Genomic DNA, 15,130 nt, shown 5'->3' on the forward strand with positions numbered 1-15,130 from the left:
TTATGAGAAATGATTGTCTTGTTATAATTGGGGCTTCTACTGGGGGGCCTAAAGCACTGCAATATATATTGACAAATTTACCAAAGGACCTTTTTGCTTCAGTAATTGTAGTACAACATATGCCAGAAAAGTTTACTAAAATGATGGCAGAAAGATTAGACCAAAGTTGTAATCTCAAAGTAAAAGAAGCAGTAGATGGAGAGGAAATTTTGAAAAATGTAGCTTATATCGCACCTGGCGATAAAAATTTATTATTAATTGAAGAGAATGATAAAGTAAAAATTAAACTTTCTACTGATTTTGAATCTGTTTATAAACCTTCCATTGATGCTACTTTCATAAGTGCTTCCCAAATAAATGCTTGCATAATAGCTGTTATTTTGACAGGTATGGGAAGTGATGGTTCAAAAGGACTCAAATATTTAAAAGAGAAAGGAAGCTTTATTATATGTCAGGATATTGATTCTTCTTTGGCAAAAGGAATGCCTTACAATGCTATAAAAACAGGATTTGTTGATAAAGTTCTTCCTTTGGATAAAATTCCAGTAGAAATAATTGAGAAGGTGAGGGAATTTTATGGAAAATAATCAATACATCGATATATTTATTGAAGAATCACAAGAGCATATAGAAAATTTAAATAGCAATTTATTGCTTTTGGAAAATGACCCTGAAAATAGGCAAGTAATCGATGAGATTTTTAGGTCTGCCCATACTTTAAAAGGCATGGCTGCTACTATGGGCTTTGAAAACATGAATAAATTAGCTCATAAAATGGAGGATGTATTACAAGAGGTAAAAAATGGCGAATTAAACATTTCTCATCCCATCATGGATATTCTCTTTAAGTGTGTAGATACCTTAAGTGAGATGCTGGATTCAATATCACAAACAGGAGAAGATAATGTATCTGTTGATGAGTTGATATTTTTACTTTCGGGTGTGAGTTCTAAATCTGGAAACAAAGAAAATATTGTACAAAAGGAAAATAATGCTTCTGGGAGCGATACTCTACTAAATGTATACGAAGAAGATATAATAAGAGAGGCAGCAAAAGATAATTACAAAGCCTATAAAATAACAGTACATATTGACAAAGGGTGTGTTATGAAATCCGCTCGTGCTTTTATAATATTTAATAGTTTAGATGAAATAGGAGACATAATAAATTCTTCTCCCTCTGTAGAAGACATTGAAGATGAAAAATTTGAGGATAGTTTCACTGTTCACATCATTACAAAAGAGGATAAAGAAAGTATTGAAAAAAGATTATTGTATATTGCTGAGGTCAACAACGTGGAAGTGGAACTAATAAACATTGATTTAAATAAAGAAGGGGAAAGATTTGTCAAAGAGGTATCTTCTTCACAATCTCAAAGTTTTGAGAACATAAAAAAATCTCAAAGCAATAATAAAACTTCAAAAAGTGTAAGAGTAGATATAGACAGATTGGATAATTTAATGAATTTAGTAAGTGAACTTATAATCATAAAAACCCGCCTTGAGGGATTAGAGGCAGATAACAGAAACTCTGAAACTGCAAGTGCTATTGAATATCTCGAAAGAATAACTACTAATTTACATGATGCTGTTATGAAGGTAAGAATGGTACCGGTTGAAAGAGTATTCAATAGGTTTCCAAGGATGGTAAGGGATTTATCTTACGAGTTAGGCAAAAAAATTATTCTCAATATGTATGGACAAGATACAGAAGTAGATAGAACTGTTATAGATGAAATCGGTGACCCTTTAATTCACCTCATAAGAAATTCTATCGATCATGGTATCGAAATGCCACAAGAAAGGTTGCAAAAGGGGAAACCAGAACAAGGTACTATTAATTTGAGAGCTTATCATGAAGGTAATAATGTCATAATAGAAGTTAGTGATGATGGAAGAGGAATTGATATAGAAAAAGTCAAAGCAAAAGCAGTAGAGAAAGGCATTTACACCGCTGAGCAAGTAAATGAGCTTTCTAAAGATAAAATTTTAGACCTTTTATTTAGGCCAGGTTTTAGCACTGCTGACAAAGTTACAGATATTTCTGGCAGAGGCGTAGGATTAGATGTAGTAAAAAATAAAATCGAATCTTTAAACGGCTCAATTGAAATATTATCAGAAATAGATAAGGGAACAAAATTTATAATTAAACTTCCTCTTACTTTAGCAATTATACAAGCTTTATTAGTAAAAGTGGGAGATGAAAAATTTGCAATTCCCCTTAATTCAATTTCAGAAATAGTTCATAAAAAAGAGGATGAAATACACAATGTTCAAGGGAAGGAAGTAGTTCTTTTTAGAGGAAAGGTAATTCCAATAATAAGATTAAATGAAGTATTAGAAACCAAAAAGACTTCTGACAATGGAAATTTGGTGTGTGTAATTATCAAAAAAGGCGAAAATTTAGCATGTTGTACTGTAGATGAATTAATTGGTCAGCAAGAGATAGTCATAAAACCATTAGGGAAGTATCTTTCTAATGTCAAAGTTATTGCAGGAGCTACAATATTGGGAGATGGCCAAGTGGCCTTAATTGTCGATGCCAACAATTTGTTTTAACAGGGAGGGAGAACTTTGAGCCTATATGTTATCGCCAAAATTGATGAGGAAGAATATGCAATAAACATAGAAAAAGTGCAGACTATAGAAAAAGTAATGCCTATAACAAGAGTTCCTCAGACTGAAAGTCATGTAAAAGGCGTTATAAATTTAAGAGGCGAAATAATTCCTGTGATTTCTTTAAGAGTAAAATTGGGTTTAGTTGAAAAAGAGTATGATGAAGATACAAGAATTGTGGTTTTAAAGGCTTACGATATGTTAGTAGGCATGATTGTAGATAATGCTAATGAAGTGGTTGATATTGCGGAAGAAAATATTGATAACCTGGTTTTTAATGAGGCTTCTGATGAATTTGGAAAATTCGTCAGCAAAGTAGGAAAAATTAAAGATAAGGTATTTCTCATTTTAGATTTAAAAAAATTATTAGATGTCAGGGTGTGAGAAATGTGGATATTAGCCGATTAAATGAAATGTACTTAGACATTTTAAAAGAATTAGGAAATATTGGAGCAGGAAATGCTATAACTGCTCTTTCAACAATGATTGGCAAAAAAGTGGACATGCAAGTGCCAAAGGTAAAAATTCTAGATTTTCAAGAAGTATCAGATATCTTTGGCTCTGCTGATACGATCATTGTTGGTATTTATTTCGATCTAGATGGAGATGTAAATGGTAATATTCTTTTTGCACTTGATATAAAAAGCGCTGCTTCTCTTATTTGGAGCCTCATGGGATTGGAAGTAAAAGAAGAATTTGATGAGTTAGAAAAATCCGCTTTAGAGGAAATAGGAAATATTATGGCAGGTAGCTATGTAGCCTCATTATCTACTCTTACTTCTTTAAATATGAAAATTTCACCTCCCGCAATAAGTATAGACATGGCAGGAGCAATTTTGAGTGTTCCGGCTATTAAATACGGAGAAATTTCTGATAAGATTTTGTTTATTGAGACCCAATTTATAGAGGGAGAAAAACTTATAAAAGGTGATTTCTTCTTAATACCAGATATTAACTCTTTTGATTTAATACTAAAAGCGCTTGGAGTTGAAGTGAATGGAAAATAAGATTTATAGGGTTGGAATGGCAGATGCAAAGGTCACACAAAGCCCAGGAATTCTTACAACTATTGGGCTGGGGTCTTGTGTCGGAATTGTTCTTTATGACCCAATTACAAAAATATCAGGTCTGGTACATATTATGTTACCTTATAGTAACAAAATATCTGATAATTCTAATAAACTTAAGTTTGCCGATACCGGTATCCAAGTTTTGATTGAAGAGATGGTAAAATTGGGCGCTAATCCTAAAAGGTTAATTAGTAAAATTGCTGGAGGAGCGCAAATGTTTTCTTCGAAGATAAATTCTGACATTATGAACATAGGAGAAAGAAATGCAGTTGCTACTAAAGAAGTACTAGGAAAACTTGGTATACCGGTCGTTGCGGAAGATATAGGTGGAAATTATGGAAGAACTATTGAGTTTTATTCTGAGGATGGAAGACTATTAGTTAAAACTATTGGTTATGGAATAAAATATATTTAAAAATTGGGGGAATTTTGTATGGCATTAGTGGAGGAGGATATATGGAAAACTTATAATTCTAGTAAAGACCCAAATCTACGAAATGAAATAATAATCAAGTATATGCCGCTTGTCAAACATATTGTCAAAAAACTCATCATTTCTGATATTACTCAATCTGAGTATGAAGACTTAATAAATCAAGGAGTAATTGGCCTTATCGATGCAATTGAAAAATATCAGCCTAGTAAAGGTGTAAAATTTGAAACTTACGCTACTTTAAGAATAAGAGGAGAAATAATAGACTATTTGCGAAGAAAAGATTGGATGCCTCGAAGCCTCAAAAAGAAGTACAAAAAAATAGAAGAAACCGTAGAAACACTTCAACAAAAATATAATAGAGAACCTACAGTTGAAGAAATAACAGAAGCTTGCGGCTTAAATGAAACAGATGTTTTAAAGACTTTAAGCTATATCAATGTTTCTAATGTTAATTCTTTAGAGGAAGCTATTGAAAATAATTTTAAGTTACATGCTATTTCAGACGTCGAATTAAAAAACCCAGAAGAGGAAGTATTATACAAAGAACTGAAAAGAAAACTAGCAAATGCTATTAAAAATTTACCAGATAAAGAAAGATTAGTAATAACATTGTATTATTATGAAGATTTAAACTACAAAGACATAAGCAAAATTTTAAATTTAACAGAATCTAGAATATCACAAATTCATACAAAAGCTATCAAAAGGATAAGGGAGATATTAAGTGGATACTTTTAAAATGGGGGCTTTAAAATGGATGAAAAAAAGTACAAAGTACTTATTGACGTATCGAGAGATAAACAACAAGCCTATTTGACTTTAATTGAAGACCCCAATGGTATTAGTATTAATAAAGAGGTTTTATTACAAGAAATCTCGAAACATAATATAGTATATGGAGTAAAATTTGATGTTATAGATAATATTTGTAAAGATTTGAAAAATGCAAAAGGTGTATTAATTGCAGAAGGTAAAAAGCCTATAAATGGAGAAGATGGAAAGATAATTTTTGAGATAGACGTAGAAAAGGCTGCAACCCCAAAAATTTTGGAGGATGGAAGTGTAGATTATAAAAATTTAGACTTGTTTAAAAACGTTAAAAAAGGCCAAATAATAGCTCGAAAAATAAATCCTACCGCAGGACAACCAGGAATTAATGTTTTTGGACAAAAAGTTGATGCTCTAGGCGGGAAAGATGTAAGACTTCCTCTTGGGAAAAATACTTATATTGATGATGATAAGCTTGTAGCTTCTGTAGATGGTCATATCGTGGTTTTAAACAACAAAATAGAAGTACATACTCTTTTGGAAGTAAAAGAAGTCGACACTTCTGTAGGAAACATAAAAACGGTAGCAAGTGTAAAAATTACCGGAAATGTTAAATCAGGTTTTACTGTTGAAAGTGAAGGTAATATAGAAATTTTTGGAGTAGTGGAAGCAGCGACTATAATAGCAAAAGGGAATATCAGTATTCATAAAGGAGTACAGGGCGCTGGAAGGGCAAAAATTATTGCAGAAGGAAATATTACAGCAAAGTATTTACAAAACTGCAGTGTAGAAGCCGGAGAAGATATATACAGTGAAGCGATAATTTATTGCGATGTAAAAGCAGGAGGAAGTGTAAAACTTTTAGGAAATAAAAGCCAAATTATTGGCAGTAAAATTGTAGCTGCAAGAGAAATTTCAGCGGCAAATATTGGTTCAAAAATGGGAACGTATACAGAATTACAAGTAGGTATACTGCCTCAAAAGAGACTGAAAATAGCGGAATTAACTTGTCAAATAGAACAAAACAATGCCCAATTAGAAAAAATAGGAAAAATTCTTAAGTACATAGAAAAAATCGAAAACTTACCTCCTGATAAAGAAGAGATTTATCATAAAGCTAAAAAATCTTTCCAAGATTTAATTTCTCTAAATCATCGTCTAAGTGAGGAATTAAATTCTTTAAAGGAGGAAATAAAAAGTTCTAGTATTGGAATTATAAAAGTTTTTGATACAATATTTCCAGGAACTAAACTCGTCATTGATGACGTGACTTTAAAAATACAAGAACCTATTAAATATGCTATGTTTATAAAAAATGAGGAAGAAATAAAATTTTTTCCTCTAAAATAAGGAGATGAATTTTATGTCCTCCAATGCCCCTATTGATTTAAAATCTATTCTACCCCGTACTGTAGAGGTAGGAAATTTGAAACAAATTGACCTTCAAAAGCCTGTCATTTATTCTCAGCAAATAACAACCCTTTCTAATAGAGAAAATGAAATAAAGAAGACAAAGCCTAATGAACTCGAGAAAACAGAAAAAACTCTTATAAAAGATCGTCGAAACTCTGAACAAAAAAATAAGCAGGAAAAAGATAAGGATAAAAAACGTAAAAAAAACATAGGCCATCTAGACATAAAAGTGTGATAATATATTGACATTTAGCAAAATATATAATATAGTATTCATTGTCAGTCAATAACACACGCCTAATGATTGCAAAAAGGGTGCCTGAAAAGGTCTTTTTGCAAGAGGATTTAGGCGGAGGAATAACCATAGGAGGTGGATGTATGTCGGTAATTTCAATGAAGCAGTTATTAGAGGCAGGGGTACATTTTGGTCATCAAACAAGAAGATGGAACCCTAAAATGGCTCCTTATATTTTTACAGAAAGAAATGGAATTTACATCATTGATTTACAACAAACGGTAGAAAAACTGGAACAAGCTTATGAATTTGTCAAAAAGTTGGCCATGGAAGGAGGCACTATTCTTTTTGTTGGGACCAAGAAACAGGCTCAGGATTCTATTAAGGAAGAAGCAGAAAGATGTGGTATGTTTTATGTAAATCAAAGATGGTTAGGTGGAACCCTAACTAATTTTAAAACAATTAGAGGAAGAATTCAACGATTAAAAGAACTCAAAAAAATGGAGGAAGATGGAACTTTTGATGTTCTTCCTAAAAAAGAGGTAATAAAACTTAGGAAAGAAAAGGAAAGATTGCAGAAATTTTTGGGTGGAATAGAGAATATGCAGTCTCTGCCTTCTGCTTTATTCATAGTTGACCCCAAAAAAGAAGCTATCGCTGTGGCAGAAGCTCGAAGCTTGGAAATACCAATTGTAGCTATTGTAGATACCAATTGCGATCCTGAGCTAATCGATTATCCTATTCCAGGAAATGATGATGCTATAAGAGCTGTCAAGCTTATTACTTCAAAGATTGCAGATGCAGTGATTGAAGGCAATCAAGGCGAACAATTTGCTGCTTCAGAAGAGTGAAAATTTTGGTCTAGTGGTAAGGAAAAAGGCAAAGCTCCTTACCACTATTGTATATCATTTATCATTATCTAAGGAGGTTTTTCTAATGATATCAGCACAAGCTGTTAAAGAATTAAGAGAACGAACTGGCGCTGGAATGATGGATTGTAAAAAAGCTTTAATGGAAGCAAATGGAGATATGGAAAAGGCCATAGATATTTTAAGAGAGAAAGGATTGGCTGCTGCTGCTAAAAAAGCAGGTAGAGTTGCTAATGAAGGCTTAGTTGATGCCTACATACACAGTGGTGGAAGAATAGGGGTTTTAGTAGAAGTAAATTGTGAGACAGATTTTGTTGCAAATACTGATGAATTTAAAAATTTTGTTAAAGAAATATGCATGCAAATTGCTGCCGCAAATCCAAAGTATATTTCTCGTGAAGATGTGCCACAAGCTGTTTTGGAAAAAGAAAGAGAAATTTTAAAAGCACAGGCGTTAAATGAAGGGAAACCACAAAATGTCGTAGATAGAATAGTTGAAGGACGTATTGAAAAATTTTATAAAGAGAATTGCTTGTTAGAACAAGAATACATTAGAGACCCAGAAAAAACAGTGAAAGATTTGTTAAATGAGACGATTGCAAAATTAGGAGAAAACATTGTAATAAGAAGATTTGTCAGATTTGAAAGAGGAGAAGGTATTGAAACTTCCTCAAATGAGTAATAAAATTAAATAGGCAACCACATAGGGACACGGTTGTGTCCCATTTTTATAAATTACTTAAAAGATTAAGAAGGATTTTCAAAATTTTTATAGAACTTATAAGAATGGGGTGTTATTGTGTCGTCAGTTGTTTACAAGCGAGTAGTTCTGAAAATCTCAGGAGAAGCTTTGGCAGGAAATAAAGGATTTGGAATCGATTTTGACACAGTTAATCGAATAGCAGACGAGATAAAAGAAGTGAAAGAAATGGGAGTTCAAATTGGTCTTGTAGTTGGCGGAGGAAATATATGGCGTGGAAGAGAAGGTATTGGGATGGACAGAACTACTGCAGACCACATGGGAATGCTTGCGACTGTAATTAATGCTCTTGCACTGCAAGATGCTTTAGAGCAACGGGGAGTTCCTACAAGAGTTCAGACTGCTATTGAGATGAGAGCAATTGCAGAACCCTATATACGCAGAAGAGCAATAAGACACTTAGAAAAAGGACGAGTTGTTATATTTGCTGCTGGGACAGGGAATCCCTTCTTTTCAACTGATACTGCTGCTTCATTAAGAGCAGCAGAAATAGATGCGGAGGTCATACTATTAGCTAAAAAAGTAGATGGAGTCTATGACAAAGACCCAAATAAATACAAAGACGCTGTAAAATTTAAAGAATTATCTTATTTAGATGTTTTAAACAAAGGTTTAGGAGTAATGGATTCAACAGCAACTTCTTTATGCATGGACAATAAAATACCAATCATAGTTTTTGACCTTACTACCTACGGAAATATAAAGAAAGTAGTAACAGGAAAAGATATTGGTACAATAGTGAAGGAGGTTTAAGTATGAGTGATTATTTAAAAGCTAGCGAAGAAAAAATGCAAAAATCTTTGAGCGTTTTAAAAAACGAATTAGCTGCTATAAGAGCAGGTAGAGCAAATCCTGCACTACTTGACCGAATTATGGTAGATTATTATGGTACTCCAACTCCTCTTAACAGATTAGCCACCATTACAGCTCCGGAGCCAAGAGTACTAGTTGTACAACCGTGGGATGTTTCAAAAATAAGCGATATTGAAAAAGCAATACAGAAATCAGATTTAGGAATTAATCCAGTTTCTGACGGTAAAGTGTTAAGATTAGTTTTTCCTGAATTGACTGAAGAAAGAAGAAAAGAATTGGTAAAGTTAGTTCATAAAAAAGCAGAAGAGGCAAAAGTAGCAGTAAGGCAAATAAGAAGAGATGCTAATGATGCTGTAAAAAAGATGGAAAAAAACGGCGAAATTTCGGAAGATGAAAGAAAAAAGAGAGAAGAAGAAATTCAAAAATTAACCGACAAATATATTAAAGAGATAGACAAAGTGGTGGAAGCTAAAGAAAAGGAGATAATGGAAATTTGACAGATTATTATAATAATTTTATAGGGATGGATTTACATAAAATAATAGAAAAATTACCTAAGGACTTAAAATTTAACGTTGTAGAGACAAAATCTATTTTTAAATATGAGGGTTCTCGTTTAAAAGTTGCCAGGATAAAAGAACAAAATAACATTCTTGAAATTACTGTTATTAGAATTTAATCCCCCTCTGACGAGGGGGCGCCCTTATAAAATGAGGAGGAAAATAAATGGTGTTTTTTAGACAAAAAAATAGAGATTTGAGTGACAAGATTGATAAAAATAAATTGCCTATTCACATAGGGATTATCATGGACGGAAATGGAAGATGGGCTCAAAAAAGAGGGATGATGAGATTTTATGGCCATAAAGCTGGTGTTAATGCTGTAAGAGAGGTTGTAAAAGCCTCTAGAGAATTAGGGATAAAATATTTAACTTTGTACGCTTTTTCAACCGAAAACTGGAAAAGACCTAAAGAAGAAGTAAATTTTTTAATGGATTTACTCGTTGAATTTCTTTCTAAAGAAATAGACGAATTGAACAAAAATAATGTATTGATTAACTTTATAGGGGATATTTCCGTTTTACCACAGAAGTGTAAAATTGAAATAGAGAGGGCGCAAAATGTAACAAAAAACAACTCTGGACTTGTACTTAATATAGCGTTAAATTATGGCGGAAGAGATGAAATAGTAAAGGCTGTGAAAAAAATTTGCACAAAGATTTTAAATAAAGAATTGTCCATTGAGGAAATTACAGAACAAACTATAAGTGAAAATTTGTATACTAAAAACCAGCCAGATCCAGATCTTATAATAAGAACAAGTGGAGAAAAAAGATTGAGCAATTTCTTATTATGGCAATCTGCTTATTCTGAGCTTTGGTTTACAGAGGTACTGTGGCCGGATTTTGGCAAAGAACATCTTATTGAAGCAATATTGTATTACCAAACTCGCCAAAGAAGATTTGGGGGAGTATAGTAAGGAGTGGTAAATAAATATGCTAAAAACAAGAGTTATAAGTGCGATAGTAGGCTTGCCAATTTTATTTTTCATTTTAATAAAAGGGGGGAATATGCTTAAAATTGCATTAGTTTTAGTAAGCATATTAGGACTTAATGAATTTTATAATGCTATAAAAAATATTGGGGTACGGCCTGTAAAAATTTTTGGATATTTGTCAGCAATCCTTTTATATTTTTTAGAAAGTAAAATCGCAAAAGTAGATGTATTAGTTATAATCACAATGATGCTTTTTTTGCTGTTTTTAACTAATAAAAAATATAATCTCAAAGATTACGCTTTGACTTTGATGGGAATCATTTATATACCTCTTTTCTTTTTGTACATACAAAAACTTAGAGAAATGCCTGAAGGAATGTACATAGTATGGTTTGTTTTTATAGTCTCTTGGATGACGGATACTTTTGCCTATTTTACCGGTAGATTTTTTGGAAAGCACAAACTTGCTCCTACAATCAGTCCCAAAAAGACGATAGAAGGAGGGATTGGAGGAATCATAGGCTCTACCATCAGCTGTGCTGTATTTGCTTGGCTATTTCCTCAATCGAATGTCAGTATATATCTTTCTGTAATTATAGGCTTATTGGGAAGTATAATCGCTCAATGTGGAGATTTAATTGCTTCCTTTATAAAAAGAAATTGTTACATTAAAGATTTTGGGAATACAATTCCTGGCCATGGAGGAATTTTAGATAGATTTGATAGTATTTTATTTGTTTCTCCTTTCATATACTTTATTTTTCAGTACTTAATTTAGAAAGGGATGTACTTCATGAAAAAGGTAATAATTCTCGGCTCAACTGGTTCTATAGGTACACAAACATTAGACGTAATAAAAAATTTTAGAGAAAATTTTGAAATAGTAGGACTTACAGCTTATAACAATGTAGAACTTTTATCGAAACAAATTAGAGAATTTAATCCTAAAGTTGTAGCAGTAAAAGATGAAGATAAAGCTAACCAATTAAGGGAGAATCTAAAAAAAAATGTCGAAATTCTAACTGGCAGCAAAGGGCTTCAAGAAATTGTGAAGTACGATGCCGATTTAGTGGTGGTAGCTGTAGAAGGGATTGCTGGCCTTATTCCAACAGTTACAGCTATCCAGAGGGGAAAAGATATCGCTTTAGCGAATAAAGAAGTACTTGTAACAGCTGGACAAATTGTGATGGATTTGGTAAAAAAGAAGGATATAACTCTTTTACCTGTAGATAGTGAACACTCTGCTATACTCCAATGTTTAAGAGGAAATGACAAAAAAGAAGTATCTCGATTGATTTTAACAGCCTCTGGAGGTCCTTTTAGGGGGAAGAAAAAAGAAGATTTGAGAAAAGTAACTGTAAATGAGGCTCTAAATCATCCTAATTGGAAAATGGGGAAAAAAATCACGATAGATTCTGCCACTTTAATGAATAAAGGGTTTGAAGTAATAGAAGCAAAATGGCTTTTTGACATTTCTGAAGATAAAATTGATGTGATTGTGCATCCCCAGAGTATAATTCACTCAATGGTAGAATATATAGATGGTAGTGTAATTGCACAATTGGCTGCTGCCGATATGAGGATACCTATTCAGTATGCATTAAATTATCCTACTCGCAATTACATAAATGGAATAAATTTTTTAGATTTTTCTCTTACAACTCAACTAACTTTTGAAAAACCCGATTTAGAAACTTTTAGATGTTTGTCGTTGGCATATGAGGCTTTAAAAATTGGCGGCACGATGACTACAGTGTTAAATGCGGCTGATGAAATAGCTGTGTCACTGTTTTTAAATAAAAAAATAGAATTTTTACAAATAGCTGAAATCATAGAGGAGAGTATGAAAGAACATAATAATATACAAAATCCCACTTTAGATGATATAATAAATGTGGATAAAGAGGTTAAGGAAAAAATAGCAAAAAAATATATGAGGTGATACATTTTGACAATATTGATAAGTATAATTGTTTTAAGCGTTTTAGTAATGTTTCACGAATTTGGACATTTTATCGTTGCAAAACTTTCTGGAGCTAGAGTAAATGAATTTTCTATTGGCTTTGGTCCACGACTTTTTAAGAAGAAATACGGAGAAACAGAGTATTCTTTTAGAGCATTGCTATTCGGTGGTTATGTTGCTTTAGAAGGTGAAGATGAAAAATCTAATGACCCGCGGGCTATAGTAAATAAGCCTTGGCCTGTAAGGTTAGCTGTCTTTGCTGCAGGTCCTTTAATGAATATATTATTAGCTTTTTTATTGCTTTTTATTGTATTTTTTAATATAGGAAGTCCGATACCACAGGTAAAATCCGTAATGGAAGGCTATCCCGCTGAAAAAGCAGGAATTGTGCCGGGGGACAAAATTGTAATGGTAAATAATACAAAAATAAATACATGGGAGGAGTTAGAGAAAGCCATAAGTTCTAATGGAGAGCGAGTATTGACAATTGAAATTCAAAGGGGAAATCAAATTTTACAAAAACAAGTAAAACCAATTTTTGATAAAAACGCTTCAAAGGTAATGATAGGAATTGTTCCAGACTATGAGCGTTCTATCTCTCTTGCCTTTAAAACTGCCATCAATCAGACAATATATTTTTCGAAACTTATTATTTTGTCTCTTGTAATGTTAGTAACCGGAAAAGTCTCTGTCAATGATATTATGGGACCTGTGGGAATTGTTCAAGCTGTTGGAACAGTCGCTAAAACAGGTGTTATAAATTTACTAGCTTTTTCCGCTCTTATAAGCGTAAATTTAGGCCTTTTTAATCTATTGCCACTACCGGCTTTAGACGGTGGAAGGATTTTGTTTGTGTTAGCAGAGGCAGTAAGAGGTAAACCATTGCCACCTGAAAAAGAAGGCTATATTCATTATTTAGGTTTTTTACTGTTGATTGCTTTGTTGATTTTTGCAACCTATAGGGATATTCTACGCATTTTTTAAAAGGTGATAAAAATGAGAAAAATTACTCGCGAAGTCAAAATAGGCAATAAAAAAATTGGAGGAAATAATCCAATTTTAGTTCAGTCTATGACTAACACGGATACCCACGATATTGAAAAAACAATAGAGCAGATAAAAAGACTAGAAGCTGAAGGCTGTGATATTATAAGAGTTGCTGTTCCGGATATGGAAGCAGCTGAAGCAATAAAAGAAATAAAGAAAAATATAAATATTCCTTTGGTAGCAGATATTCATTTTGATTATCGATTAGCTATAAAATCAATTGAAAATGGAGCAGACAAGATAAGAATTAATCCCGGAAACATAGGAAGAGAAGAAAATATCAAAAAAGTGGTAGAAATAGCAAAAGAAAAAGGTATTCCTATTAGAATAGGTGTAAATTCTGGTTCTTTAGAAAAAGAAATATTACATAAATACAAGGGAGTAACTGCCGAAGCAGTTGTGGAAAGCGCTTTAAAAAATGTTTTAATTTTAGAAAAGTTAGGCTTTTATGATATAGTTATTTCGCTTAAAACTACAAATGTACCCCTTACTATAGAGGCTTATAAACTCGCTTCTTCAAAAGTGGATTATCCATTGCACGTGGGTATAACGGAAGCGGGTACTATTGAAGCCGGTACTATAAAATCTGCTATAGGAATAGGAACATTGCTTTATTTAGGAATAGGAGACACAATAAGAGTTTCTTTAACGGGTGACCCAGTTCATGAGGTGAGAGTAGGAAAGCAGATTTTACGTTCTTTAGGTCTTTTAAAAGAAGGAGTCGAAGTCATTTCCTGTCCTACCTGCGGCAGAACAAAAATTAACTTAATAAAGTTAGCAGAAGAAGTAGAAAAAAGGACGAAGAATATTAAAAAGCCTTTAAAGGTCGCTGTTATGGGATGTGTTGTAAATGGGCCGGGGGAAGCAAAAGAAGCAGATATAGGAATAGCAGGGGGAGATGGAGAAGGAATCGTTTTTAAAAAAGGAAAAGTTTATAAAAAAGTTAAAGAAGAAGAGTTAGTAGAAGAATTGATGAAAGAAATTGAAAAATTACTTGAGGAGGATTCTTAATGATTTCTGTTGTAATCCCAGCTTTTAATGAAGGAAAAAATATTGGGAGAGTTTTGTCAGTCTTAGAAACAATAGACCTGATTGATGAAATCATAGTTGTAAATGATGGTTCTACTGATGATACAAAAGAACAAGCATCAAAATACAATGTGAAGCTTGTCAATTTAGAAAAAAATCAAGGAAAAGGAAAAGCATTAAAAGCAGGAATAGATAATTCTAAAGGTGATATTATTGTTATGTTAGATGCCGATTTGATTGGACTTACTGAAAAACATTTTGTAAATCTCGTATCTCCTGTATTAAAAAATGAAGCAGATATGACAATTGGAATTTTTTCTGGTGGAAGAAAATCTACAGATTTTGCACAAAAAATAGCACCTTTTTTGTCAGGACAAAGGGCAATAAAGAGGCAATTTTTAGAAAACATTGAAGAGATGGAAATCAGTAGATTCGGAGTAGAAATTGCTTTAAATAGACATGCTGAAAAGAATAAGTTAAGAGTGGTAAATGTGCCTCTTGAGAATATGAGTCATGTCATGAAAGAAGAAAAGCTGGGATTAGTTAAAGGCTTTTATGCACGATTAAAAATGTATTTTGATATTCTAAAAATGTGGATTTAGAAAGAGGGATTT

Annotated in this window: 19 protein-coding genes; all 19 read left to right on the forward strand. The window is 32.6% G+C overall.

Going from position 1 to position 15,130, the window contains the following annotated elements:
• Nucleotides 1-2 precede the first annotated feature (2 nt).
• The 19 genes from M663_RS0111830 (at nt 3) to M663_RS0111920 (ending at nt 15,118) form a co-directional block, all read left to right on the forward strand.
• Nucleotides 3-587: a CheB methylesterase domain-containing protein gene (locus M663_RS0111830; RefSeq protein WP_029689055.1), complete on the forward strand. Its 585-nt coding sequence runs from the start codon at nt 3-5 to the stop codon at nt 585-587.
• Nucleotides 577-2,559 (forward strand): chemotaxis protein CheA, encoded by a 1,983-nt coding sequence (locus M663_RS0111835; protein ID WP_029689056.1) that lies wholly within the window; start codon nt 577-579, stop codon nt 2,557-2,559. The genes M663_RS0111830 and M663_RS0111835 overlap by 11 nt, the downstream gene beginning before the upstream one ends.
• 15 nt (nt 2,560-2,574) lie before the next feature.
• The gene (locus M663_RS0111840) at nt 2,575-3,000 is read left to right on the forward strand and encodes a chemotaxis protein CheW (RefSeq protein ID WP_029689057.1); all 426 of its coding nucleotides are present in this window, start codon (nt 2,575-2,577) and stop codon (nt 2,998-3,000) included.
• Nucleotides 3,001-3,005: 5 nt separating this feature from the next.
• Nucleotides 3,006-3,623, forward strand: coding sequence for a chemotaxis protein CheC (locus M663_RS0111845; protein WP_042805366.1), 618 nt, complete (start codon nt 3,006-3,008; stop codon nt 3,621-3,623).
• The gene (locus M663_RS0111850; protein WP_029689059.1) at nt 3,613-4,101 is read left to right on the forward strand and encodes a chemotaxis protein CheD; all 489 of its coding nucleotides are present in this window, start codon (nt 3,613-3,615) and stop codon (nt 4,099-4,101) included. The genes M663_RS0111845 and M663_RS0111850 overlap by 11 nt, the downstream gene beginning before the upstream one ends.
• 18 nt (nt 4,102-4,119) lie before the next feature.
• Nucleotides 4,120-4,860 carry a FliA/WhiG family RNA polymerase sigma factor gene (locus tag M663_RS0111855; RefSeq protein ID WP_029689060.1) on the forward strand — a complete coding sequence of 247 codons (741 nt, stop codon included), beginning with the start codon at nt 4,120-4,122 and terminating at the stop codon, nt 4,858-4,860.
• Between the two features lie 15 nt (nt 4,861-4,875).
• A complete protein-coding gene (locus M663_RS0111860; protein ID WP_029689061.1) occupies nt 4,876-6,240 on the forward strand; it encodes a FapA family protein in 1,365 nt (454 codons plus the stop codon).
• A 13-nt stretch (nt 6,241-6,253) separates the two neighbouring features.
• Nucleotides 6,254-6,538, forward strand: coding sequence for a hypothetical protein (locus M663_RS0111865; RefSeq protein ID WP_004396200.1), 285 nt, complete (start codon nt 6,254-6,256; stop codon nt 6,536-6,538).
• Between the two features lie 143 nt (nt 6,539-6,681).
• The gene (rpsB, locus tag M663_RS0111870) at nt 6,682-7,389 is read left to right on the forward strand and encodes a 30S ribosomal protein S2 (protein ID WP_003869145.1); all 708 of its coding nucleotides are present in this window, start codon (nt 6,682-6,684) and stop codon (nt 7,387-7,389) included.
• A gap of 85 nt (nt 7,390-7,474) precedes the next feature.
• Complete coding sequence (gene tsf / locus M663_RS0111875) at nt 7,475-8,089, forward strand: translation elongation factor Ts (RefSeq protein ID WP_003866734.1); 615 nt, start codon at nt 7,475-7,477, stop codon at nt 8,087-8,089.
• A 117-nt stretch (nt 8,090-8,206) separates the two neighbouring features.
• On the forward strand, nt 8,207-8,920 hold the full coding sequence (gene pyrH / locus M663_RS0111880) for a UMP kinase (protein WP_004396202.1): 714 nt from the start codon (nt 8,207-8,209) through the stop codon (nt 8,918-8,920).
• 2 nt (nt 8,921-8,922) lie between these two features.
• The gene (gene frr / locus M663_RS0111885; protein ID WP_003866736.1) at nt 8,923-9,477 is read left to right on the forward strand and encodes a ribosome recycling factor; all 555 of its coding nucleotides are present in this window, start codon (nt 8,923-8,925) and stop codon (nt 9,475-9,477) included.
• A complete protein-coding gene (locus M663_RS0111890; RefSeq protein ID WP_003866737.1) occupies nt 9,474-9,659 on the forward strand; it encodes a hypothetical protein in 186 nt (61 codons plus the stop codon). The genes frr and M663_RS0111890 overlap by 4 nt, the downstream gene beginning before the upstream one ends.
• A gap of 47 nt (nt 9,660-9,706) precedes the next feature.
• Complete coding sequence (locus M663_RS0111895) at nt 9,707-10,456, forward strand: isoprenyl transferase (RefSeq protein WP_003866738.1); 750 nt, start codon at nt 9,707-9,709, stop codon at nt 10,454-10,456.
• Nucleotides 10,457-10,475: 19 nt separating this feature from the next.
• Nucleotides 10,476-11,255: a phosphatidate cytidylyltransferase gene (locus tag M663_RS0111900; RefSeq protein ID WP_029689063.1), complete on the forward strand. Its 780-nt coding sequence runs from the start codon at nt 10,476-10,478 to the stop codon at nt 11,253-11,255.
• Nucleotides 11,256-11,270: 15 nt separating this feature from the next.
• Entirely contained in the window at nt 11,271-12,419 is a 1,149-nt protein-coding gene (locus M663_RS0111905; RefSeq protein WP_004396209.1) for a 1-deoxy-D-xylulose-5-phosphate reductoisomerase, read from the forward strand.
• A 6-nt stretch (nt 12,420-12,425) separates the two neighbouring features.
• Nucleotides 12,426-13,424, forward strand: coding sequence for an RIP metalloprotease RseP (rseP, locus tag M663_RS0111910; RefSeq protein ID WP_029689064.1), 999 nt, complete (start codon nt 12,426-12,428; stop codon nt 13,422-13,424).
• Between the two features lie 12 nt (nt 13,425-13,436).
• On the forward strand, nt 13,437-14,498 hold the full coding sequence (gene ispG / locus M663_RS0111915; protein WP_029689065.1) for a flavodoxin-dependent (E)-4-hydroxy-3-methylbut-2-enyl-diphosphate synthase: 1,062 nt from the start codon (nt 13,437-13,439) through the stop codon (nt 14,496-14,498).
• Nucleotides 14,498-15,118, forward strand: a complete 621-nt coding sequence (locus M663_RS0111920) for a glycosyltransferase family 2 protein (RefSeq protein WP_029689066.1) — start codon at nt 14,498-14,500, stop codon at nt 15,116-15,118. The genes ispG and M663_RS0111920 overlap by 1 nt, the downstream gene beginning before the upstream one ends.
• The last annotated feature ends 12 nt before the right edge of the window (nt 15,119-15,130 follow it).

Origin of the sequence: Thermoanaerobacter sp. A7A (assembly GCF_000445185.1) — a bacterium.
Taxonomy (GTDB): Bacteria; Bacillota; Thermoanaerobacteria; order Thermoanaerobacterales; family Thermoanaerobacteraceae; genus Thermoanaerobacter.

Excerpts from the sequence above, each read along its gene's own strand:
- M663_RS0111830 (WP_029689055.1), top strand. The coding sequence starts at position 3 with ATGAGAAATGATTGTCTTGTTATAATTGGGGCTTCTACTGGGGGGCCT.
- M663_RS0111835 (WP_029689056.1), top strand. The coding sequence starts at position 577 with ATGGAAAATAATCAATACATCGATATATTTATTGAAGAATCACAAGAG.
- M663_RS0111850 (WP_029689059.1), top strand. The coding sequence starts at position 3,613 with ATGGAAAATAAGATTTATAGGGTTGGAATGGCAGATGCAAAGGTCACA.
- M663_RS0111855 (WP_029689060.1), top strand. The coding sequence starts at position 4,120 with ATGGCATTAGTGGAGGAGGATATATGGAAAACTTATAATTCTAGTAAA.
- M663_RS0111860 (WP_029689061.1), top strand. The coding sequence starts at position 4,876 with ATGGATGAAAAAAAGTACAAAGTACTTATTGACGTATCGAGAGATAAA.
- M663_RS0111865 (WP_004396200.1), top strand. The coding sequence starts at position 6,254 with ATGTCCTCCAATGCCCCTATTGATTTAAAATCTATTCTACCCCGTACT.
- rpsB (WP_003869145.1), top strand. The coding sequence starts at position 6,682 with ATGTCGGTAATTTCAATGAAGCAGTTATTAGAGGCAGGGGTACATTTT.
- tsf (WP_003866734.1), top strand. The coding sequence starts at position 7,475 with ATGATATCAGCACAAGCTGTTAAAGAATTAAGAGAACGAACTGGCGCT.
- frr (WP_003866736.1), top strand. The coding sequence starts at position 8,923 with ATGAGTGATTATTTAAAAGCTAGCGAAGAAAAAATGCAAAAATCTTTG.
- M663_RS0111895 (WP_003866738.1), top strand. The coding sequence starts at position 9,707 with ATGGTGTTTTTTAGACAAAAAAATAGAGATTTGAGTGACAAGATTGAT.
- M663_RS0111900 (WP_029689063.1), top strand. The coding sequence starts at position 10,476 with ATGCTAAAAACAAGAGTTATAAGTGCGATAGTAGGCTTGCCAATTTTA.
- M663_RS0111905 (WP_004396209.1), top strand. The coding sequence starts at position 11,271 with ATGAAAAAGGTAATAATTCTCGGCTCAACTGGTTCTATAGGTACACAA.
- ispG (WP_029689065.1), top strand. The coding sequence starts at position 13,437 with ATGAGAAAAATTACTCGCGAAGTCAAAATAGGCAATAAAAAAATTGGA.
- M663_RS0111920 (WP_029689066.1), top strand. The coding sequence starts at position 14,498 with ATGATTTCTGTTGTAATCCCAGCTTTTAATGAAGGAAAAAATATTGGG.